Annotated in this window: 19 protein-coding genes and 1 riboswitch; of the genes, 9 read left to right on the forward strand and 10 right to left on the reverse strand. The window is 68.9% G+C overall.

Annotated elements, in window-relative coordinates:
• Window positions 1–5: 5 nt before the first annotated feature.
• The 4 genes from ligB to ACZ5Z2_RS14985 all read right to left on the reverse strand — a co-directional run bounded on the left by ligB (window position 6) and on the right by ACZ5Z2_RS14985 (window position 6,055).
• Window positions 6–1,691 (reverse strand): NAD-dependent DNA ligase LigB, encoded by a 1,686-nt coding sequence (ligB, locus tag ACZ5Z2_RS14970; RefSeq protein WP_464759397.1) that lies wholly within the window; start codon window positions 1,689–1,691, stop codon window positions 6–8.
• A gap of 95 nt (window positions 1,692–1,786) precedes the next feature.
• The gene (locus ACZ5Z2_RS14975) at window positions 1,787–2,563 is read right to left on the reverse strand and encodes an NRDE family protein (protein WP_464759398.1); all 777 of its coding nucleotides are present in this window, start codon (window positions 2,561–2,563) and stop codon (window positions 1,787–1,789) included.
• A gap of 46 nt (window positions 2,564–2,609) precedes the next feature.
• On the reverse strand, window positions 2,610–4,727 hold the full coding sequence (locus tag ACZ5Z2_RS14980) for a beta-galactosidase (protein WP_464759399.1): 2,118 nt from the start codon (window positions 4,725–4,727) through the stop codon (window positions 2,610–2,612).
• The gene (locus ACZ5Z2_RS14985; RefSeq protein WP_464759400.1) at window positions 4,724–6,055 is read right to left on the reverse strand and encodes an APC family permease; all 1,332 of its coding nucleotides are present in this window, start codon (window positions 6,053–6,055) and stop codon (window positions 4,724–4,726) included. The genes ACZ5Z2_RS14980 and ACZ5Z2_RS14985 overlap by 4 nt, the downstream gene beginning before the upstream one ends.
• Window positions 6,056–6,166: 111 nt before the next feature.
• On the opposite strand from ACZ5Z2_RS14985, the gene ACZ5Z2_RS14990 reads away from it, so the two are divergent.
• The 6 genes from ACZ5Z2_RS14990 (at window position 6,167) to dinB (ending at window position 10,451) form a co-directional block, all read left to right on the forward strand.
• Complete coding sequence (locus tag ACZ5Z2_RS14990; protein ID WP_464759401.1) at window positions 6,167–6,490, forward strand: hypothetical protein; 324 nt, start codon at window positions 6,167–6,169, stop codon at window positions 6,488–6,490.
• Between the two features lie 89 nt (window positions 6,491–6,579).
• Entirely contained in the window at window positions 6,580–7,353 is a 774-nt protein-coding gene (locus ACZ5Z2_RS14995; protein WP_464759402.1) for a hypothetical protein, read from the forward strand.
• Window positions 7,354–7,362: 9 nt separating this feature from the next.
• Window positions 7,363–7,857 carry an RNA polymerase sigma factor gene (locus ACZ5Z2_RS15000; RefSeq protein WP_464759403.1) on the forward strand — a complete coding sequence of 165 codons (495 nt, stop codon included), beginning with the start codon at window positions 7,363–7,365 and terminating at the stop codon, window positions 7,855–7,857.
• The gene (locus ACZ5Z2_RS15005) at window positions 7,850–8,203 is read left to right on the forward strand and encodes a hypothetical protein (RefSeq protein ID WP_464759404.1); all 354 of its coding nucleotides are present in this window, start codon (window positions 7,850–7,852) and stop codon (window positions 8,201–8,203) included. The genes ACZ5Z2_RS15000 and ACZ5Z2_RS15005 overlap by 8 nt, the downstream gene beginning before the upstream one ends.
• Window positions 8,204–8,360: 157 nt before the next feature.
• Window positions 8,361–8,437, forward strand: a riboswitch (S-adenosyl-L-homocysteine riboswitch).
• Window positions 8,438–8,450: 13 nt separating this feature from the next.
• Window positions 8,451–9,332: an ATP-grasp domain-containing protein gene (locus tag ACZ5Z2_RS15010; protein ID WP_464759405.1), complete on the forward strand. Its 882-nt coding sequence runs from the start codon at window positions 8,451–8,453 to the stop codon at window positions 9,330–9,332.
• 36 nt (window positions 9,333–9,368) lie between these two features.
• Window positions 9,369–10,451, forward strand: coding sequence for a DNA polymerase IV (dinB, locus tag ACZ5Z2_RS15015; protein WP_464759406.1), 1,083 nt, complete (start codon window positions 9,369–9,371; stop codon window positions 10,449–10,451).
• 406 nt (window positions 10,452–10,857) lie between these two features.
• Here dinB and ACZ5Z2_RS15020 read toward each other — a convergent pair whose 3' ends face one another.
• The 4 genes from ACZ5Z2_RS15020 to ACZ5Z2_RS15035 form a co-directional block, all read right to left on the reverse strand.
• Window positions 10,858–11,802, reverse strand: a complete 945-nt coding sequence (locus tag ACZ5Z2_RS15020; protein ID WP_464759407.1) for a hypothetical protein — start codon at window positions 11,800–11,802, stop codon at window positions 10,858–10,860.
• Window positions 11,803–12,184: 382 nt separating this feature from the next.
• Complete coding sequence (locus ACZ5Z2_RS15025) at window positions 12,185–13,501, reverse strand: ABC transporter permease (protein ID WP_464759408.1); 1,317 nt, start codon at window positions 13,499–13,501, stop codon at window positions 12,185–12,187.
• Window positions 13,498–14,460: an ABC transporter ATP-binding protein gene (locus ACZ5Z2_RS15030; RefSeq protein ID WP_464759409.1), complete on the reverse strand. Its 963-nt coding sequence runs from the start codon at window positions 14,458–14,460 to the stop codon at window positions 13,498–13,500. The genes ACZ5Z2_RS15025 and ACZ5Z2_RS15030 overlap by 4 nt, the downstream gene beginning before the upstream one ends.
• Window positions 14,461–14,595: 135 nt before the next feature.
• On the reverse strand, window positions 14,596–14,919 hold the full coding sequence (locus ACZ5Z2_RS15035) for a hypothetical protein (protein WP_464759410.1): 324 nt from the start codon (window positions 14,917–14,919) through the stop codon (window positions 14,596–14,598).
• Between the two features lie 119 nt (window positions 14,920–15,038).
• Between ACZ5Z2_RS15035 and ACZ5Z2_RS15040 the strand changes: the two genes are divergently transcribed.
• The 3 genes from ACZ5Z2_RS15040 to ACZ5Z2_RS15050 all read left to right on the forward strand — a co-directional run bounded on the left by ACZ5Z2_RS15040 (window position 15,039) and on the right by ACZ5Z2_RS15050 (window position 17,818).
• Complete coding sequence (locus tag ACZ5Z2_RS15040) at window positions 15,039–15,614, forward strand: RNA polymerase sigma factor (RefSeq protein WP_464759411.1); 576 nt, start codon at window positions 15,039–15,041, stop codon at window positions 15,612–15,614.
• A complete protein-coding gene (locus ACZ5Z2_RS15045) occupies window positions 15,611–16,087 on the forward strand; it encodes a hypothetical protein (RefSeq protein ID WP_464759412.1) in 477 nt (158 codons plus the stop codon). Before ACZ5Z2_RS15040 ends, ACZ5Z2_RS15045 begins: the two co-directional genes overlap by 4 nt.
• Before the next feature lie 93 nt (window positions 16,088–16,180).
• A complete protein-coding gene (locus ACZ5Z2_RS15050) occupies window positions 16,181–17,818 on the forward strand; it encodes an NAD(P)/FAD-dependent oxidoreductase (RefSeq protein ID WP_464759413.1) in 1,638 nt (545 codons plus the stop codon).
• A gap of 144 nt (window positions 17,819–17,962) precedes the next feature.
• Here ACZ5Z2_RS15050 and ACZ5Z2_RS15055 read toward each other — a convergent pair whose 3' ends face one another.
• Both ACZ5Z2_RS15055 and trpC read right to left on the reverse strand, forming a co-directional pair.
• Window positions 17,963–18,661, reverse strand: coding sequence for an HAD family hydrolase (locus ACZ5Z2_RS15055; protein WP_464759414.1), 699 nt, complete (start codon window positions 18,659–18,661; stop codon window positions 17,963–17,965).
• A 5-nt stretch (window positions 18,662–18,666) separates the two neighbouring features.
• Window positions 18,667–19,461: an indole-3-glycerol phosphate synthase TrpC gene (trpC, locus tag ACZ5Z2_RS15060; protein ID WP_464759415.1), complete on the reverse strand. Its 795-nt coding sequence runs from the start codon at window positions 19,459–19,461 to the stop codon at window positions 18,667–18,669.
• Window positions 19,462–19,507 lie beyond the last annotated feature (46 nt).

Below are 19,507 nucleotides of genomic sequence, written 5' to 3' on the forward strand. Positions count from 1 at the left end.
GGGTTCTAGAAGCCCGGCACGCCGGCCGCATGCAGTTGGACGGCCAGGGCGCGCACCTCGGGTTGGGCGAAGAAAGCGGCCAGTTGCCGGGCACGCGCGGCACTGGCGCCGCGCGCACGCCAGCCGTCTTCATCCTGCGCGGCCAGCGTGGCCCAGCCCGAACCGGATTCCGCCGCCTCGTCCGGAGCGTCCGGAGCGCCCAACGCGCGCAGCCAGTCGCCGAACGGCCGCCCGCGCGCCTTGGACACGGCCAGCGTCAGGGCCGCAGCGCGACGCCCATCCAGCATCGCAAGTTGTGCAGGCGCGAGATTCAGCCAATCCGCCAGACCATGGATCAGGCCGGCATCCGTCAGCGCCTGCCACGTGCCCGCACTGACGCCCCGCAGCCGCAAGCCCTGCCTGCCGCCCAGCCAGACGAGCCGCGACTGGAATTGCGCCTCGCATCCGGGCGTGGGCCGCCAGCACGTCAGCGGGCCGTGATCCACCGGATCCGGCGCATCCACTGCGGCGCGCTGCGCCGCGCGCCATGCCACCGACTGCAGGCGCGGAATGGTCAGCCCCGCCAGCGCGAGCTCGACGCGATCGCCCGGGCGGACGTCGAGTTCGCGCCAGCGCTTGAGCGAGCCCATGCTCACGCGCTGCACGCGGTGGTCGCCGAGCCGCACCGGCGCCAGTTCCAGCACCGGCGTGATGCGCCCGCTGCGCCCCACGGTGAACGTCACTGCGCGCACTTCGGCCAGCGCGGTGGCGGCGGGATATTTCCACGCCACCGCCCAATCCGGCGGGCTGGCTTTCCACGTGCCGGCGGGCGGGCGATGGCCCTGGCGAAGCACCGTGCCGTCGGCGGCGAACGGCAATGCGTGGCGGTACCACTGCTCCCGCCAGCGCCGCACTTCGTCGATGCCGGACACCGGCTGCGCGAGCGCCGCGCTGTCGGCGAAACCCATCGCGCGCAGGCCGGCGAGCCGCGCCTGCATGTCGGCCGGGCCGCTGGGCCAGTCCCATACGAACAGGCCGATCTTCGCGGCGATGGCGGCATCCAGCGTGCTGCGCGCCAGCGCGCCGGCCACGGCCGAGCGCGCGTTCATCCCGCCCGCCTCGGCCTGCACGTGGCCGGGCAGGTTCCACACCAGTTCCCCCTGCAGCACCACGCGTGACGGCGTATTCGGCAAGCGCTCGGGAATCGCATCGATCAACCGCGCCTGCGCCGTCCAGTCCGAACCGTGCAGGCCGTCGCCGCGGCTGCTGGCCTGCCGCAAATAGCCGTCCAGATACAACAGCGTCACCGCCACGCCATCGGCCTTGGGCTGCACCCACAGGTCGCGGTTGCCGCGCGCCTGCATCCATGCCGCCACCGCCGCCGCATCCGGCAGCTTGGCCAGGCCGGTCTGCGCCACCGGCGACAGCACGCGCCCGCCGTCGTCGGCCAGGTGCGCCAACGGCACCGGCGCCTGCGCGGGGAAGCACTGCCGCCATGCCGCGAGCTGCTGTTCGGCCTGGTCGTACACGGCATCGCTTACCGGCGAGGCGCCCTCTACGCGGTAGGCATGGTTCCAGCCGTCCAGCCGATCGCGCAACGCGGCCATTTCCTGGCGCGCCCGGTCGGCCGGCCAGGCAGGGCAATCGCCTGCATGCGCCATGCCGGGGAACGACGCGACCATCAGCAGCAGCAACAGGCAGGCGATGCGCATGCGCGCGCTCCAATCGGGATGGGAGCGACGACGCTAACCGCGGTGGCGCACGCGATCAGGCGGCGGGGCGCGCCGCGTGGCGTAGGCGCGCAACCTCAATCCGCGGCGGCGCGCATGCCGATGTCCAGCCGGCTTTCGCCGAGGAAGCGGCCCGCCGGCCCGAAGCGGCGCTCGACGATCGCGCCCCGCCCGTCGTGGCCGATCGCCACCACCGTGCTGGCGCGCGTGCCGTAGCGTTCGCCGCGGATGAAGGCGCTGGAGAGCAGTCGCTCGCGCTCCAGCCCCACGCCGGTATCGGGCAGTTCCGCGTCGGGCGCCTGCCGCTCGTCGGCAAGCGCGACGAACAGCGGCGCGAAATCCTCGTCGTCGCCGTCGGCCAGCCACGCGTCCAGGCGCGCCATCAGCGCGCGCGTCTTCGGCCATGGCGTGTTGAAGTCCGCATTCGACAGGCCGTGCACGCCGGGCGTCACCGCCTCGGCGCGCGGCTCCGGGCGGTTGCCGAGGTAGAACGCGTCGCGCGCATCGAAGGTAAGCAGGTTGAACGGGCGATAGCCCGCCGCGCTCGCCAGTAGCGCCTGCGCATGCGTCGCCGCATCCGCCTCGCCCGCGAGGTAATCGGTGGCCAGCAGGCCGCGCGAGGCGCCCTGCTGCGGGTCGCGCGGATCGCGCACGTTGGTGACCACGCAGCAACGCCCCGCATCGGTCGCGCCCAGCCACGTGCCGCCGGCTTCGAGGTCGCGTCCGCCGACGATGGGCAGATCGCTCCAGCGCGCCAGCACGGCGCTGGGCCGCGCATGGAATTCGTCGCGGTTGCCCGCCAGCACGAGGCGCCAGCGCGGGTGGGCCTGCCAGGCGAAGGCGATCAGGCACATGGGCGGCTCCGGAGAAATCGATCCGCAAGCATAACCCTGCCGACGGTCACGGCCCTGGCTGCAGCTTCGCGTTTGCCTCGCGCACGCTCTCGACGAAACCCGCGAACGGAATGTCGGTGATGCCCACCAGGCTGAAATGCCCGTTCTCGCCGTCGAGCAGGCGGCCGGTCACCGGTTCGTCCACGTACTCGAACCAGTGCGTGCCCACGATGTCCGGATCGCTTGCGGCCGCCCGCAGGTAACGCGCATAGGCCTCGCCGCGCTGCGCCTCGCTCGCCACCGACACCACGCCCTTGCCGAACGGGCCGCGATCGTCGGAGCCGAAATGGAATTCGGAAATGAGGACGGGCTTGTCGAGCCTGCGCATCGCCGCCGCGTCGAAACCGTGCTGCGGCACGTCGGCGTAGATGTTGAAGCTCACCACGTCGCAGTAGCGGGCGCAGACCGCGACGGCCTCGGGCGTCTTCACCGCGAAGCGGCTGCCGAGATAGAGATGGTGCGGATCGTGGCGATGGATGGCCGCGGCCACGGTGCGGAAGAACTGTTCGGCGTAGCGGGTCAGCCAGGCGCTGTAGTCGACGGCGATGGCGGGATGCGCCTCGTCCGGCGCGGGCGCGGGGAAGTCGGTGGCGTCCAGCGCATCCCACGATGCCAGTGCCACGCCCCATGCCGCCGCGAGCCTGGCGGGCGTGCCGTACTTCTTTTTCAGCTCGGCGATGAAGGCCTGCTTGGCCGCGCTGCTGGCCGCGCCGTGCAGCGTGCCGACGGCCAGCGCCCAGCGGCCCTGCGGGCCGTAGGCCGACCACGACAACTCGTTGTCGGCGAAGTAGCCCAGCAGCCACGGATCGTCGCGTACGCCCTGCGCGGCCCTGGCCGCCGCCGCGTCCGCCGCCTGCACGAAGCGCGGGTCGAAGGGGTCGGGCATGCGGCCCCACCAGTCGTAACCGGTGGCGACGTTGCCGAAATCGCCGCGGATGTCCAGCTCGCGCGTGTACGGCAGCTTGTGCATCGCGCCCAGCGCGGGATCGCTCCAGTTGGCGAGGGTGTTGAAGCCCCACGCGCGCAGGCGCGCCAGCGTGCGCGTGCGCCACGCGGCGAGCCAGCCCTGGCCGTCCACGCGGTACAGGTTGGCGGCGTAGAAGTCGAACCACTGGCCGTGGTCGCAGCAGCGGCCGGCGCCCGCGCCCTGCTGCGCGTTGCGGTTGTCGCCGGTGCCGTGGAACGCGGCCCACGCGCCGCTGTCCGGCGGCAGGTCGCGGAACATGTACGTGCGATCCTGCACGTAGGTGCGCGTGTCGTCGGCCTTCACCGTGTTCACGCCCAGCGAGAAGAAGCCGTGGCCGTCCGGCGTGACCAGCCACCAGCGGCCACCGGCCTTCTGCGTGTGGAACCAGCCGGTCGCCTGCAGATGGACGTCCAGACGTCCGCCATAGCGATCCTCGCCGGCGGACGACGCGGCGGGCGGCGCACGCTTCACGGCGGCGCGCAATGCGGCATCGTCGGCGACCTTCTCCGGCCAGTCCTCGCGCGTGTACTGCCCGTAGCGATCCACGATGCCGGTGTAGGCGCCGCGCAGCGCGGACTCGCCCGATACCACGTCGAACCGGCCGAGCAGGATGGATTGCGCGGCCCGAGGCGCAGGCATGGAGAGGCGCACGTCGCGCACGGCGGAAAGATCGAGCTTCCCCTCCACCGTGGTCGCCACCAGCACGCGCTTGCCGCCGTCGTCGAACGGCCGCGTCGGCCCCGCCTGCATGCCGAAGGTCAGCGGCGAGACGGCGCGCAGCGGCACCACCAGGGTTTGCGCGGGGCCGGCGGGCAGGCCCACCACGGCGTGCAGGTGCTGCTTCGCGTCCACGCCGTCGATGTCGACCACCAGGGTTACCGCCCACGGCATAGCGTTCTGCACGCGCAGGTGCAGCTCGCCCTGCCCCTGCCAGTTCCACGCGCCCTGCGCGGGCGCCACCACGATCTGCGGCTGCGCGGCGGGCTGGAAGGTGTAGCGCTGCTGCCTCACGCCGTCCTGCGCGGTTTCCGTGGCGGCGGTTCGCACGACCTGCTGCAGGTCGAGGTGCGCCGACGACGCCGTCAAGTCGGCCACTTCCGTCGCCATCGCCGGCACGGCGAACAGCGCAACGACACCCGCCAGCCAGATCCGCCTCATGTCGCTCTCCTCCGCAGCCATTGCCACACCCAGTACACCGGCACGCCCAGCGCGATGATGACGAGGCTCATGCCGGCGTCGTGCGGATTGGTGACGACGGTGGCGGCGATCACGGCCAGCACCGTGAGCACGAACACCAGCGGCATCAGCGGGAACCACGGCACGCGGTACGGCGCCGGCTCGTCCACGAATTTCCAGCGGTACCAGAACAGCGTGCCGATGCCGAACGCATGGCCCAGCCACTCGCCCACCGTGGTGTAGTCCACCAGTTGGCCGAAGTTGCCCCACAGCATCAGCACGATGGTCCAGCCGCCCAGCAGCGCCAGCGCCACGCGCGGCGCGCGGCTGCGTTCGTCGATGCGGCCCACCGCGCGGAACAGCGCGCCGTCCGCACCCATGGTCTGCAGCACGCGCGCGCCGCCGGCGATGGCGATGCTGCAATAGCCGAAGGTGGAGCAGGCGATGCCGATGGCCATCACCTTCTCGCCGGCGGTGCCGAACAGGCGCCGCATCAGGTCGGCCGCCGGCGCGGAACTGGCCGCCAGGCCCGCGTGCCCCATGCCGGTGAGGTAGGCGACATTGGCCAGCACGTAGGCCGCCACCACGCCCAGCATGCCCAGCAGCAGGGCGCGCGGCAGGGTGCGCTGCGGGTCGCGCACCTCGCCGGCCAGGTCGTTCAAGTAATGGAAGCCGCCGTAGGTGAACAGCACCGGCAGCAGCGCGCCTACGAAGGCACCGCTGGAAACCGTGCGCGTGGGGTCCGCCGCCAGCACGCCGCCCAGGTGTCCGTGCGCCAGCACCAGGCCCACCGCCACCAGCAGCGCCACCGCCGCCAGCTTCAGCACCGCGAAGACGTTCTGCAGCATCGCGCCGGCGCGGATGCCGGTGAAGTTCACGCCCACGATGAACACGATGGCCGCCACGCCCACCGGCGTCACCCATTCGGTGGACAGCCCCGCGGCCTTGCACAGGTAGTCGGCGAAGGTGATCGCCACCGCCGCCACGCTGCCGGGGTAGTTGATCAGCGCCATCGTCCAGCCGAACAGGAAAGCCGGCAGCATGCCGAAGGCTTCGCGCAGGTAGAGGTAGATGCCGCCCGCGTGCGGCCGGCGCGAACCGAGTTCCGCGTAGCACAGCACGCCGGTGAGCGTGAGCAGGCCGCCCAGCACCCACAGCATCAGCAGCGGCAGGCCCGAGGCCGTGCGCTCGGCCACCGTGGCCGGGGTGCGGAAGATGCCGGCGCCGATCACGCCGCCGACCACGATCATGGCGCCGTCCCACACGCCGAGGCGGCGCAGGTAGGCGGGGGAGCTGGCAGTCGTCGTCATCCGACAACCTTGGCATGGCCGGCGGGGGTTCGGCCAGTCCCCATCGGCGCAATCGCTTGCGCGGTTGCCGGAGACGGCTCACGCTGCGCGCGGGAAATCCTCGGGGGCGCGATGACCAGAACCACTCCGCTGCTGTTTCTGCTGCTGATCGCCGGCGCCATCTGGCTGAGCTGGCGCCATTACCGCAACGCCAGGGCGCTGTTGCAGGACTGGGCCAACGCCAATGGCCTGCGCATCCTGCACGCCAGGCAAAACTGGGGCCTCATGCCGCTGTCGATGTGGTTCACCACCTCAAAGTACCAGATGGTCTACCGCATCTCCGCCTACGACGAATCCGCCCATCGCATCCGCAATGGCCTGGTGCGGCTGGGCACACCCATCTGGGGCTTCATGAATCCCGATGCGGTCGAGGTGTTCTGGGACGATGCCGGCTGAAATCCGTCCTTCCGGCGGCGGTGAAGAAAATCCGCGCTCGCGTGTATACAGTCGGGAAGGCGGCCATCCGGCCGCTGCGAGGGGATCGCATGAAGCACCTGATTCGATACGCCGCCATCGGCGCGCTGTCCATGCTGGCGCTGGGAGGTTGCCAGGCGGCGTCCACCGGCAATGATGCGGCATCCATGGAACTGAAGATCTACGACGTGCCGGCGGAGCAAACCGGCAAGCTCGCAGAAGCCCTGGGCAATGCACTGGGAAAAACCGCGAACGTCACGATGCCCTCGCCCGGCAAACTGCTGGTGTACGCGCCGGAACCCGCGCAGCATTCGATCGACAAGGCGCTCGAGGCACTGGCGAAATCCGCGCCTGCTGAAGGCGCCCCCATACAACTCGACGTACGCTTCTGGGTGGTCGACGGCGAACCCGGCGCCGGGGACGACGATCCTGCGCTGAAGAACCTCGCCAGCAGCCTCGCCTCGCTGCGCCAGAACATGGGCCCGCTGCATTTTCGCCTGAACCAGCTTGCCTCCCTCATCGGCACCAGCAACGAGCTCAGCTCGCTGACCACCGCCGATAACTCGTACGAGCGCAAGTTCCAGTTCCGCATCACCGCGACCAAGGGCGACACGGCTCGCCTGCACCTGAACTATGTCGACAACGGCGGCTATGGCCTGGGCGCGCTCGACACCGACATCGACACCACGTTCGGTCAATACATCGTGCTGGCGCAGGCGCCTGGCGGCTGCCCCAGAAACTTTGGAATACCCATGTCGCCCGGCAACACGGCGTCGCCCTGCCCCGACAAACCCCTCCTGCGCCTGCTCGTGTTGCGCGTGGATCGCCTGCCCGCCAAAGCCTGAGCGCGGCGCATGACGCTGCGCGAAGAAGCGCTGGAAGCCTGCTATCGGCGGATCGAGAAGCCGTTGTTCAACGTGCTCTATCGCCTGCTGTGGCAAGCGCAGGATTGCCAGGACGTGATCCACGACGCCTGCATGCGCGTGTGGGCCCAGCGCACGCGCGTGGACGAGGCCACGCTGGATGCCCTGCTGTGGGCCACCGCGCTCAACCTGGCGAAGAACCGCCTGCGCTGGCGTGGCCTGTGGCGCTTCGCGCCGCTGGACGAGGCGGACGGCTTGGCGTACGAGGGCGGCGAGAACGACTTTCTCGCCACCCGCCGCCTGCGCCAAGCCTTGCGCAAGCTGCCGGAAAGCTCGCGCGACGTACTGCTGCTGGCCGAATTCAGTGGCCTTGCGGGCGCCGAGATCGCCAGCGTACTCGGCATCCCCGCCGGCACCGTGGCCTCGCGCAAGCACCACGCCATGCAGCGACTGAAAACCCTGCTGGGAGAACCCGACCATGCGTGAACTCGCGCACCTGCTGCCCGAACTCACACCACCACCCGGCGGCCTCGCGCGCCTGCGTCACAGCCTGCGCACGCGGCGCGAGCCGGCCCATCGGCGCCTCCCGCACTGGCTGCCCGCATTGGCCGGCACCGGCGCGCTGGCATTGCTGGCGCTGATCTGGCTGCCCGGCTTCGTCAACCGCGAACGCGCCACCGATGCGCTGACGCAAGCCCTGCTCCAAACCACGACGCCGCCGCCCCTGCCCCACGGCATCCATGTCGAGCATGGCGCCGCCCTGCCGTTGGCGAACGACCAACCCGATGCGCGCATCTACCTGATCGCTTCGACACCGCCAGCCGGACAGTGAATTCAACGCCGCGCGCGGCACAGCACCCTCGCGGCCAGGATCGCGAGCAGGCACGCAACATGCTCCCGATTGACAGCCGCCCCGCGCCGCCGAAGAATGCGCGCCATGCATCGCCTGGCGATGCCCCCTGTTGCGTCGGCATTCGCGCCGCGCAGTCCGTGCCGAGGGGTGCTGCGACGGAGCCATCCGCCACGCTCGGCCCGCGATCCTCGTCGACAAGGGCGCCCTCTCGTACCGGAGGGTTCGCATGTCCATCCAACTCGCCCTTGCCACGGATGCCGCACATCCCGGCATCCACCCCGACGACGCGCATTTCGTCGCCACGCTCGCCCGCCTCGGCGTGCATCCCGTGCCCTGCACATGGAACGACCCGGACGTCGATTGGTCGCGCTTCGACGCCGTGCTGATCCGCACCGTGTGGGACTACTTCCAGCGCTATCCGCAGTACCTCGACTGGCTGGACAGGCTGGACGCGCTGGGCGTGCCCACCGTCAACGACAGCCGCCTGCTGCGCTGGAACAGCGACAAGCGCTACCTGCTGGAACTGGCCGCGCTCGGCGTGGGCACCATCCCCACCCGGCTCGCGCACACGGCGGAGCTGCCGGCGACGTTGCAGGCCATGCACGGGCAGGACGTGGTGGTGAAGCCCACCGTGAGCGGCGGCGCATGGCGCACGCTGCGCGGCATCGCGGGCGAGCCGGCGTTCGCGCAGGCCGTCGCCGCACTGCCTGACGGCGACTGGCTGGTGCAGCCGTTCGTGGCTGAGATACAGCGCGACGGCGAATGGTCGCTGCTGTTCTTCGATGGCGACTACAGCCACGCCGTGCGCAAGCTGCCGAAAGCCGGCGACTACCGCGTGCAGGGCGAACACGGCGGCAGCGCGGAACCCGCCGAGCCGCCCGCGGCGGCACTCGCCGGGGCACGGGCCGTGCTGGCCGCCGTGGATCGCGCCGGCCACGCCGGCACGGCCTATGCGCGCATCGACGGCGTGCTGCGCGACGGACGCTTCCTGCTGATGGAGGCGGAGCTGATCGAACCGTTCCTGCATCTCGCGGCGCGACCCGACGCGGCCGAGCGCTACGCGCAGCGGCTCGCCGCACGGCTCGCGACCCTGGCGCGGCGAACGTAGGCCACGTCACGGGCAGGCTCTAGAATCGCCTGCACCGTGCCCACTCCACCGCGCAAAATCCTCCACATCGACATGGACGCCTTCTACGCGTCGGTGGAGCAGCGCGACGACCCTTCGCTGCGCGGCCAACCCGTGGTGGTCGCGTGGCGCGGGGCGCGCTCGGTGGTGTGCGCGGCGAGCTACGAGGCGCGCAAGTTCGGCGTGCGCTCGGCGATGCCGGCGGTGCGCGCGGAGCGGCTGTGCCCGCACGCGATCTTCGTGCCGCCGGACTTCACGCGCTACAAGGCGGTGTCGCGGCAGGTGCAGGCGATCTTCGCGCGGCACACCGAACTGATCGAGCCGCTGTCGCTGGACGAGGCCTACCTCGACGTCACCGCGACGAAGACCGGCCTGCCCTCGGCCACCGCCACCGCCGAGGCGATCCGCGCGGCGATCCGCGAGGAGACGCAGCTCACCGCATCCGCCGGCGTGGCGCCTAACAAGTTCCTCGCCAAGATCGCCTCGGACTTCCGCAAGCCCGACGGCCTGTTCGTGGTGCGCCCGCGCGAGGTGCTGGATTTCCTGGCGCCGCTGCCCATCGGCCGCCTGCCCGGCGTGGGCAAGGTAATGGAAGGCAAGCTCGCCGCGCTGGGCCTGGCCACCGTGGGCGAGCTGCGCGCATTCGCCGCGGAAGAGCTGGAACAGCGCTTCGGCCGCTGGGGCCGGCGCCTGCACGAGCTGTCGCTGGGCATCGACGACCATCCGGTGACGCCCGACCGCCCCACGCTGCAGGTCTCCGCCGAAGACACCTTCGAGCACGACCTCAAGCTGGACGAACTGGAGCCGCACATCCGCCGGCTCGCCGGCAAGACCTGGGCCGCACACCAGCGCGAAGCCGACGAAGGCCGCATCGCGCGCACCGTGGTGCTGAAGCTCAAGACCGCGGACTTCCACACGCTAACGCGCAGCCTCACGCCCGCGCAGCGCCCAGCTTCCGAACACGAGCTGGCCGAGATCGCCTGCTCGCTGCGTGAGAGGGTGGAACGCCCCGCTGATGCGCTCTACCGCCTCGTCGGCGTGGGCCTGGCTGGCTTCGTGGAGGCCGACCAGTATGTGGCGCAGTACGAGTTGTTCGGCTAACACCGACGCCTGCGCGTGGCAAATGCCCGGATGAGTCAGGCGCCGCCGAGAGACTTGGCCACGCCCTGTTCAATCACAGGGCGCGGCAGAAGGTATAGGCCGTCCCGCTGTGCGGATCGAAAGCCACGGTGCTCGCGATAGTTAAGAGTGGTCGATTCGAGCAAACCAGCCATAGCCGAGTCGAGTAAACGGCGCTGCCGCGTGAATTCGCCGACTTACCGGATGTTTGCCAACCACGCATCGAGAGTGGCATTGAGCTTGCAAACCCGAATGCTGGCGGGGAGTCTGCGGCCTGTGGATTCATCACTCCATCACCCACATGCGACACCTGACACCTGAGGTAACTGACGTGAGACCCGCGTTACGGGGTGAGCGTCCGGTTGACCGAGTTTTTATACGTGCATTCTCATTTCTTGCGGAGGTACAGCGTTGCATTGTCACAGCATTGCTCGCTTATGATGGCGATCTGGAACTCCATTGCGACCGGATCGTAATCCACAGAAATAGCGTGACGGCTCGATTCGTCCTGAAGCGGCGCTGGAACATATGGCAAGAGCTTAAACTTGTCTGTCGTGGCCATATGGACAACATTCCCTATGAATGTGTCAACATCCTTGTATTTGAATATGCGCCCTATATTGTTCTTCTTGTCCTCCTGCTGTGTTATATCTGTTACATAAAAACCACTTCCGCTTGTGTATGGAAGGGTTGCGATCAATTGCCCGGCGGAGTACAGCCTTATCTCCAGAGACTCATCCAGTACCAATGTGAATGAAGAGAGTAGACGTTCTTCTTTTTTGCTGATCGAAGAATCAGATGACTCTCGCCTACCATTTGAAATAGCCGACTCGGCTGTACTCCATGAGCCGCCGTCCTTTATATAGTCCGCCATGCTGTTTGCACAACAGAACGCTGAAACACCAGACAGCTCATATGTGCCCACGGCGTTTTCAAGTATTGCTTTTTTATCAGGCTCGACCTCTTTAGCAAAGAAGGGGAAAGACTTTTCTTTCCCGCGAGCATGCCAATAGCCAGAGAGACCGTTTCCAACAATTTCACCTGTCATGATGTTGTGATGACCCGGCATTTTGAAGCCCACGCCCGCCGTGTAACCCAACTGCCTAGGCTGTTCCTGCAAGTCAAACGCCGAATCACTACACTTCCCATAGACGAATATTGGATTCTTGTATTTCAGATAGTAATAACTCCCCATGCATGCGTCACCTTCCATGCTAAGCACCATGTTGAATGCATATTTTCCATCCATAACACCCGAGTAGTATCTATTTGTCTCCGCCCTAAAGTCGGCAGTCTGGGCTGCCAATGCCGCAGGCAACAGGAGGGCAAACATGATCACAATGCCTTTCATTTTCGACCTCCAATGATTTTGTGCGCATGACGCAGGAGCTAAACGGCGCAGCCTTCCAGCCACACCCAGACATAAATCCTGGCATCAGCCGCAGGCCTGTTGATTCGCGCAGCCTGCATATCAAGGAACACCGTCTTGCTATTTAACTGGATCGCGATGGCTCTCGTACTTGGCCCCGCATCGTTCTTGACAACGATGCCGGTCGCCGCCATACGAAGCACCGGGCCCCAGATAGCAGGATCCGAGTGCCCTGTCTCGTCCTTGGTCGGCTTCGGTAGAACACATCCGGATGCGCTCCACGCAACCGTGGAAAAGAGAGCCAAAGCCACGGCGAAAGCACTTGATACTTTCCTGGGCCTGACACTCACGCCCGAATCCACCGCCACACCTCGCCCCACGTGGGCCGCTTGCCGTACATCAGGATGCCGGTGCGGTAGATGCGTCCGGCCAGCCACACGCAGACGAGCAGGCCCAGCACCATCAGGCCCAGCGACAGCGCAAGCTGCAGCGGCGGCACCGCGGTCATCGACCAGCGCACCGGCATCGTGAACGGAGCGAACAGCGGGATGAAGGACATCGTGGTGCCCAGCGCGCCCGAGGGGTCGTTGATCAGGCTGAACATCGCCATGAAGCCCACCACGATGCTCATCGTGACGAACACCGCGTACTGCTGGGCCTCCTGGATGGTGTTGCACATCGCGCCGATCGCCGCGTACAGCGAGCCGTAGATCAGGAAGCCCAGCGTGAAGTAGAGCAGGAACACCACCAGCAGCGCGGGCGGCATGCCGGGGATGGCGAACTTGCCCGCGGCGGCCGCGCCCATGCCGAACGCGCCGGCCAGGTGCGGGCCCTGGCTGCCGAGCACGAAGGCCGTGCCTACCCATATGCCCATCTGGGTCAGCCCCGCCAGCCCCACGCCCAGCACCTTGCCCATCAGCATCTGGAACGGGGTGAGCGAGGAGGTGAGTACCTCCATGATGCGCGAGTTCTTTTCCTCGATCACCGAGGTGAGCGTGCGGCTACCGTAGGTGATGATGGCGATGTAGAGGATGAAGCCCATCGCGTAGGCCAGCGCGAACGAGGCTTCGCCGCTCTGCCCGGTGAGCTTGCCGTCGGTGACCTTGGCGGTGTCCATGTCCGCCGGCGCCATCGCCTTGGCGACCAGCGACTGATCCACGCCGGCATGCGCCAGCCGCACGCCGGCCAGCGCCTTGGAAATGTCGCGCTGCAGCCGGCTCATGCCCTCGGGCGAGCCGACGTTGTCGCCGTAGTAGCGCAGCTTGCCGCTGGCCAGCGTGTTGGCATCGAGCACCAGCACGCCGTCCCAGCCGTCCTGCCCCTTGCCCTTGGCGAAGCCGGCCTTGGCGATCAGGCCGTCGCGCACCTGGTCGAGGCTCGCGGCGTCGGCGGGGAACAGCGTCGCCTCGTAGCGCGGCTTGGCTGCCTTGCCGTCGCCGAAGGTGGCGGCATCGAGCGCGGCCACCACCGGCTGGCCCAGGCCGGTGCCGGAGGCGTCCACCACCGCCACGCGGCTGGTGTGGTCGCCGCCGCTCATCATCAGCATGGGCAGCACCGCCATCGCCAGCATGAATACCGGCAGCAGGATGGTGGAGATCAGGAAGGCCTTGGTGCGCACACGCTCCACGTATTCGCGGCGAACCACGGCGAAAGTCTTGTTCATGCGACGGCTCCGGCGGCGGCGGGCAGGGGATCGGCGTCGGGATCGGCGCCGACCTTGGCAACGAAGATGGCGTGCAGCGAAGGCTCCACCACCTCGAAGCGGCGCAGGCCCACGCCGGCGCCGACCAGCGCGGCGAGCAGTTGCCCGGGCTCGGCGCCCTCGGCCATCTTCAACTCGGCGCTGGCGCCGTAGTCGTCCAGCCGCGCCACCAGGCGCGGATCGGCCAGCACCGCATCGGCGTGATGGCGGTCGTGGGCGAAGCCCAGCGCCACGTGGCGGCCGCCGAAGTCGGCCTTCACCTGCGCCACCGTGCCGTTGGCCACCAGCTTGCCGCGCGCGACGATCGCCACGCGGTCGCACATGCGCTCGGCCTGCTCCATCGCATGGGTGGAGAACAGCACGGTGCGGCCGGCGGCGGCGATCTCCACCACGATGTCCTTCATCACCTGCGCGTTGATCGGGTCGAGACCCGAGAACGGCTCGTCCAGGATCACCAGCTCCGGCTCGTGCAGCAGCGCGCCGGCGAACTGCACCTTCTGCTGCATGCCCTTGGAGAGATCCTCCACCTTCTTCTGCGCCCAGTTGGCGATCTCCAGGCGCTCCAGCCACGCCTGCGCGCGCTGCCGCGCGTCGTTGCGCGCGATGCCCTTCACCTCGCCCAGGAAGACGAGATGGTCGAGCACCTTCATCTTCTTGTACAGGCCGCGCTCCTCCGGCAGGTAGCCGATGCGTGCCGACAGGTCGCGGCTGTTGCCGCTGGCGCCGAACAGCGCGATACGCCCCTCGTCCGGCTGCAGGATGCTCATGATGAGGCGGATGGTGGTGGACTTGCCGGCGCCGTTGGGGCCGAGCAGGCCGTAGATGCCGCCGGACGGCACCTGCAACGACAAGCCGCTCACCGCGGTATGGCCGGCGAACCGCTTGGTCACCGATTCGACACTGACGCTGGGCGTGGACACGCGCGCTCTCCCTGTTCGTGGGTCTCCCCGACCCGTCGCCGCCCAACTTAGCATGGCGCGGGCGGCGAACCACCCTGCCCTTGGTCATCCCTGTCCGTGCGCGGGCATGCCGGCGATGCCCGCGCCGCGGCGGCTTCAGCCGATCCTGCGCGACACCACGAAGAACACCAGGTTGCCCAGGCCGGTGGCGCCCGCCAGCACGGCGACCAGGCCGGGCGTGACTTCCTGCCAGCCGAACCACTGGATCAGGCCGAAGCCCAGCGCCACCGACAGCAGCACGATGCCCCAGCGCAGCGAGGAATGGCGGCGGCGCAGCTCCTCGTCGCGCAGCACCGAGGTGACCAGCTCGGCCGAACCGCCGGTGGCCACCATGCGTTTGCGCACCATCGCGTCCACACATACCTTGATGGCGTAGGCGATGCAGACAAACAACGTAATCGGAACGAAGTCGATGTTCATGGGTACCTCCGGATGGTCGGGTGGAATGACTGGCTTCGGAACCATGGATACCGGCCGCCGGCCAACGGTTGCAGCCGACGCGCTGCAACCGTTGCGCGCCTGCCTGTATCCCTTGCGTCATGGATGACGCCCACCCCAACGACCGCGCCCTGGCGGAAGCCGTGCTGGCCAACCGGCCCGGCGCGTTCGAGCGCCTCGTGCGCGAGCACCAGGGCCTGTGCTGGCACATCGTGCAGCGCATGGTGCGCAACCCGGAGGACGCCCGCGAGCTGTGCCAGGACACCTTCCTACGCGTGCACCAGTGCCTGCACCAGTACCGCGGCGAGAGCGCGCTGAAATCCTGGATCGGCCGCGTGGCATACACCATCGCCCTGCGCCACCTGCAGCACAAGCGCATCCCGCTGGTCGAGGCGCACGACGAGGAAGGCGCGGCGCTGCTGGAAAACATCGGCGACGGCTTCGACCTCGAAGCCGCCTTCGCGGACGAGGAAGCCCGGCGCCACCTGCACGAAGCCATCGAGGCGCTGCCGCCCGTGCAGCGCACCGTGCTCACCCTGTACCACCTCGACGAAATCCCCATCCCCGAGATCGCGCGCATCACCGGGCTGGCCGGGGGTACCATCAAGAGCCACTTGTTCCGCTCGCGCCTGCGCCTGCGCGAGGCACTGGAAAACCGGACAGGAGTTGCGGCATGAACCACGACCTTCCTCCCTTCGACGACGTTCCCTTCGATGACCCCGCGCAGGAGCGCGAATGGCAGGCGCAGGAGCGCGCGCTGCGCGCGGAGCGCCTTGGCCTCGACCCGTCGAATGGCGACGGCCGCGTGCGCCGCTACCGCCTGCTGGCGCGGGCATTGCGCGAACCCATGCCCGAGGCGTTGCCCGCCGATTTCGCCCGGCAGATGGCGGCACGGGCCGCCGCCGCACCGGCGCGGGGACAGGCCGCGGAATCGCGCCTCGAATGGGCGCTCACCGCCGCCTTGATCGCCGTGCTGGCCGTGTCGGCCGGCGTGGTGACCGTCCTCTACGGCGACGCGTGGCTGCCGGCTTTCCGCCAGTTGCTGCCGTCTCCGGGCACCCCGGGCGCCCAATGGCTGCTGGCGCTGGGCGCCTGCATGACCGCGACGTGGCTGCTCAGCTTGCGGCCGGCGCACCACCCCGCCGCCTGATCCACCGATTTCCTTCGCGGGGCTGCCGGCGGGCCGCGGAAGGCGCCCGCGAATCTGCGAAAATCCACAGCCTCGCCCTGCCAAGCCTCGCCGATGCTGCGCCTCACCGACATCAAGCTGCCGCTCGACCACGCGGAAGACGCCCTGCCCGCCGCGATCCGCGCCAAGCTCGGCATCCGGCCCGAGGCGCTGCGCGGCTACACCGTGTTCCGCCGCGGCTACGACGCGCGCAAGCGCGGCGCCATCGCGCTGATCTACACGCTGGACGTGGAGGTGGCCGACGAAGCCGCGCTGCTGGCGCGCCACGCCGGCGACCGCCACGTGCAGCCCACGCCGGACACCGGCTACACCTTCGTGGCGCAGGCGCCAGCGAAGCTGGAACACCGGCCCATCGTGATCGGCTTCGGCCCCTGCGGCCTGTTCGCGGCACTGATCCTGGCGCAGTCGGGCTTCCGCCCCATCGTTCTGGAGCGCGGCAAGGCGGTGCGCGAGCGCACCAAGGACACCTGGGATTTGTGGCGCAAGCGCGAGCTGCATCCGGACTCCAACGTGCAGTTCGGCGAGGGCGGCGCGGGCACGTTCTCGGACGGCAAATTGCACAGCCAGATCCGCGACCCGCGGCACCACGGCCGCAAGGTGCTGACCGAGTTCGTGCAGGCCGGTGCACCGGAGGAGATCCTCTACGTCAGCAAGCCGCACATCGGCACGTTCCGGCTGGTGACGATGGTGGAGAACATGCGCAACACCATCGAAGCGCTGGGCGGCGAGATCCGCTTCGGCCAGCGCGTGGACGACCTGCTGGTGGAAACCGACGCGCACGGCGAGCGCCACGTGCGCGGCGTGCGGCTGGCCGGCGGCGAGGAATTGCGCAGCGACCACGTGGTGCTGGCGCTGGGCCACAGTGCGCGCGACACCTTCGAGATGCTGCATGCGCGCGGCGTGTACGTGGAGGCCAAGCCGTTCTCGATCGGCTTCCGCATCGAGCATCCGCAGTCGCTGATCGACCAGGCCCGCTTCGGCCCGCAGGCCGGCCACCCCATCCTCGGCGCGGCCGACTACCACCTGGTGCACCACGTCGGCAACGGCCGCTCGGTGTACAGCTTCTGCATGTGCCCCGGCGGCACCGTGGTGGCCGCCACCAGCGAGCCCGGCCGCGTGGTCACCAACGGCATGAGCCAGTACTCGCGCAACGAGCGCAACGCCAACGCAGCCATCGTCTGCGACATCGCGCCGGCCGACTACGCCCCCTACGGCGAAGGCCCGCTGGCCGGCATCGCGCTGCAGCGGCATTGGGAATCGCATGCGTTCCAGATGGGCGGCGGCGACTACAGCGCGCCGGGCCAGCGCGTGGGCGATTTCCTTGCCGGCAAGGCATCGCGCGCCTTCGGCGACGTGCAACCCTCATACAAGCCGGGCGTGTGCCTCACCGACCTTTCCAGCGCGCTGCCCGACTACGCGGTGACGGCGATCCGCGCCGCGATCCCCGCCTTCGATCGCCAGATCCGCGGCTACGCGCTGCCCGACGCGATGCTCACCGGCGTGGAGACGCGCACCTCCTCGCCCGTGCGTATCCGCCGCAACGACGACGACCTGCAAAGCCTCAACACGCGCGGCCTGTATCCGGCCGGCGAGGGCGCGGGCTACGCAGGCGGGATCCTTTCAGCAGCGGTGGACGGCATCCGCGTGGCGGAGGCGGTGGCGCTGGCTATCGCCTCGCCCCGTTCACCCTGAGCGCAGCGCCGCGGGCGCGCAGTCAAAGGGCATGCCAGACGCGACGCTTCGACTTCCTCGCTCCTCAAGGCCAACACCATCCATGGTGCCTTCCCGCGTGCGTCCGCTGGGCGGGCTACGCTCAGCGCGAACGGCCTGGATGTATCAATGCCACTCCACCCGCCCGACCACGCGCCCCAGCGCGGCATCCATCTTCTTGCACAGCCTGGGCGTGCCGTTGACCAGCACGGGTTCGGCGGCGGGCTTGAGCATGGGCACGTCCATCAGCGAGTCGGTGTAGGCGACCTGCCAATCACGCACGCCGTACGCGGCCAGCGCCTTGAGCTTGTTCGCGCCGATGTTGTGGAAGCCGGTGCGCATGCCCAGGGCGGAAGCGCGCAGCCGTGAGGCGAGCAGCTCCACGTCGCCCAGGCCGAGCTGGTCGAGGATGCCGCCCACCAGTGCCTGCTCGCAGCCCGTCACCACGATCACGCGGTCGCCGGCCTGTTGGTGGCGGCGCAGCCGGCGCAGCGCGTCGCGGTTGAAGCGGCGCGAGTGCTGCACCAGCTCGGTGGCAAAGGCCTGCGCCTGCGCCCGGTAGCGCGCCTCGCCCGTGCCGAACAGCGCGACATGCACCAGGGTGCGCAGGGCAAGCCGGCGCGAGAACGGCAGCACCAGCAGCAACCACGGCAGGCAGGGCAGCACCAGCAGCTTGCGCAGCCACGAGCGCGCGTAGCGGCTACGCACGAACAGCGCGAACGCGTCGCCGTGCAGCAGCACGCCGTCGAAGTCGAACAGCGCCACGCGCGGCGACGCCGCCTCCTCGCCCGTGGTCGCGGACGGCTCGATGTCTTCGTGCTGCATGGGCTTCACTTCGTGCCGAACAGACGCTTCAGTTCCGCGCCCGGATCCTCGGCGCGCATGAACGCCTCGCCGACCAGGAAGGCGTTGATGCCACCCTCGCGCAGTTGCGCCACGTCGTCCGGCGTGCGGATGCCGGACTCGGCGACCAGGATGCGGTCGTACTCCATCAGCTCCTGCAGCCGCAGCGAGGTTTCCAGCGAGGTCTCGAAGCTGCGCAGGTTGCGGTTGTTGACGCCGATCAGCGGCACCGGCAGCGCCAGCGCGCGCTCCAGCTCCTCCTCGTCGTGCACTTCGCACAGCACGTCGAGATCGAGTTCGGCGGCCTGCAGCGAGAGCTGCAGCAGCACGTCGTCGTCCAGCGCGGAGACGATCAGCAGCACGCAGTCCGCGCCGATGGCGCGCGCCTCGTGCACCTGGTACGGGTCGATGATGAAGTCCTTGCGCAGCACCGGCAGCGAGCAGGCCGCGCGCGCCTGCTGCAGGAAAGCTTCGCTGCCCTGGAAGAAGTCGCTGTCGGTGAGCACGGAGAGGCAGGCCGCGCCGCCCTTCTCGTAGCTTTTGGCGATGGCCGCCGGGTCGAAGTCGGGCCGGATCACGCCCTTGCTGGGGCTGGCCTTCTTCACCTCGGCGATCACCGCGGGCTTGCCGGCGGCGATCTTCGCCTCCATCGCCGCGGCGAAGCTGCGCGTGTCGGGCAGGTCGGGGATGCGCGCGACGAGTTCGGCCAGCGGCAGGCGCGAGCGGCGTTCGGCGACTTCTTCGGCCTTGCGGGCGAGGATGCGATTGAGGATGTCGGTCATGGGCTTGGGGGAGTCGGGGCCGGAGCATCGTGGCGGCGCAAATGTC

This window comes from Rhodanobacter sp. G1, assembly GCF_055397855.1.

Excerpts from the sequence above, each read along its gene's own strand:
- ACZ5Z2_RS15005 (WP_464759404.1), top strand. The coding sequence starts at position 7,850 with ATGCGTGAACTCGCGCACCTGCTGCCCGAACTCACACCACCACCCGGC.
- ACZ5Z2_RS15035 (WP_464759410.1), bottom strand. The coding sequence starts at position 14,919 with ATGAACATCGACTTCGTTCCGATTACGTTGTTTGTCTGCATCGCCTAC.
- ACZ5Z2_RS15050 (WP_464759413.1), top strand. The coding sequence starts at position 16,181 with ATGCTGCGCCTCACCGACATCAAGCTGCCGCTCGACCACGCGGAAGAC.
- ACZ5Z2_RS15000 (WP_464759403.1), top strand. The coding sequence starts at position 7,363 with ATGACGCTGCGCGAAGAAGCGCTGGAAGCCTGCTATCGGCGGATCGAG.
- ACZ5Z2_RS15010 (WP_464759405.1), top strand. The coding sequence starts at position 8,451 with ATGTCCATCCAACTCGCCCTTGCCACGGATGCCGCACATCCCGGCATC.
- ACZ5Z2_RS14985 (WP_464759400.1), bottom strand. The coding sequence starts at position 6,055 with ATGACGACGACTGCCAGCTCCCCCGCCTACCTGCGCCGCCTCGGCGTG.
- ACZ5Z2_RS14980 (WP_464759399.1), bottom strand. The coding sequence starts at position 4,727 with ATGAGGCGGATCTGGCTGGCGGGTGTCGTTGCGCTGTTCGCCGTGCCG.
- trpC (WP_464759415.1), bottom strand. The coding sequence starts at position 19,461 with ATGACCGACATCCTCAATCGCATCCTCGCCCGCAAGGCCGAAGAAGTC.
- ACZ5Z2_RS15025 (WP_464759408.1), bottom strand. The coding sequence starts at position 13,501 with ATGAACAAGACTTTCGCCGTGGTTCGCCGCGAATACGTGGAGCGTGTG.
- ACZ5Z2_RS15040 (WP_464759411.1), top strand. The coding sequence starts at position 15,039 with ATGGATGACGCCCACCCCAACGACCGCGCCCTGGCGGAAGCCGTGCTG.
- ACZ5Z2_RS14975 (WP_464759398.1), bottom strand. The coding sequence starts at position 2,563 with ATGTGCCTGATCGCCTTCGCCTGGCAGGCCCACCCGCGCTGGCGCCTC.
- ACZ5Z2_RS15020 (WP_464759407.1), bottom strand. The coding sequence starts at position 11,802 with ATGTTTGCCCTCCTGTTGCCTGCGGCATTGGCAGCCCAGACTGCCGAC.
- ACZ5Z2_RS14990 (WP_464759401.1), top strand. The coding sequence starts at position 6,167 with ATGACCAGAACCACTCCGCTGCTGTTTCTGCTGCTGATCGCCGGCGCC.
- ACZ5Z2_RS14995 (WP_464759402.1), top strand. The coding sequence starts at position 6,580 with ATGAAGCACCTGATTCGATACGCCGCCATCGGCGCGCTGTCCATGCTG.
- ACZ5Z2_RS15045 (WP_464759412.1), top strand. The coding sequence starts at position 15,611 with ATGAACCACGACCTTCCTCCCTTCGACGACGTTCCCTTCGATGACCCC.
- ligB (WP_464759397.1), bottom strand. The coding sequence starts at position 1,691 with ATGCGCATCGCCTGCCTGTTGCTGCTGCTGATGGTCGCGTCGTTCCCC.
- ACZ5Z2_RS15055 (WP_464759414.1), bottom strand. The coding sequence starts at position 18,661 with ATGCAGCACGAAGACATCGAGCCGTCCGCGACCACGGGCGAGGAGGCG.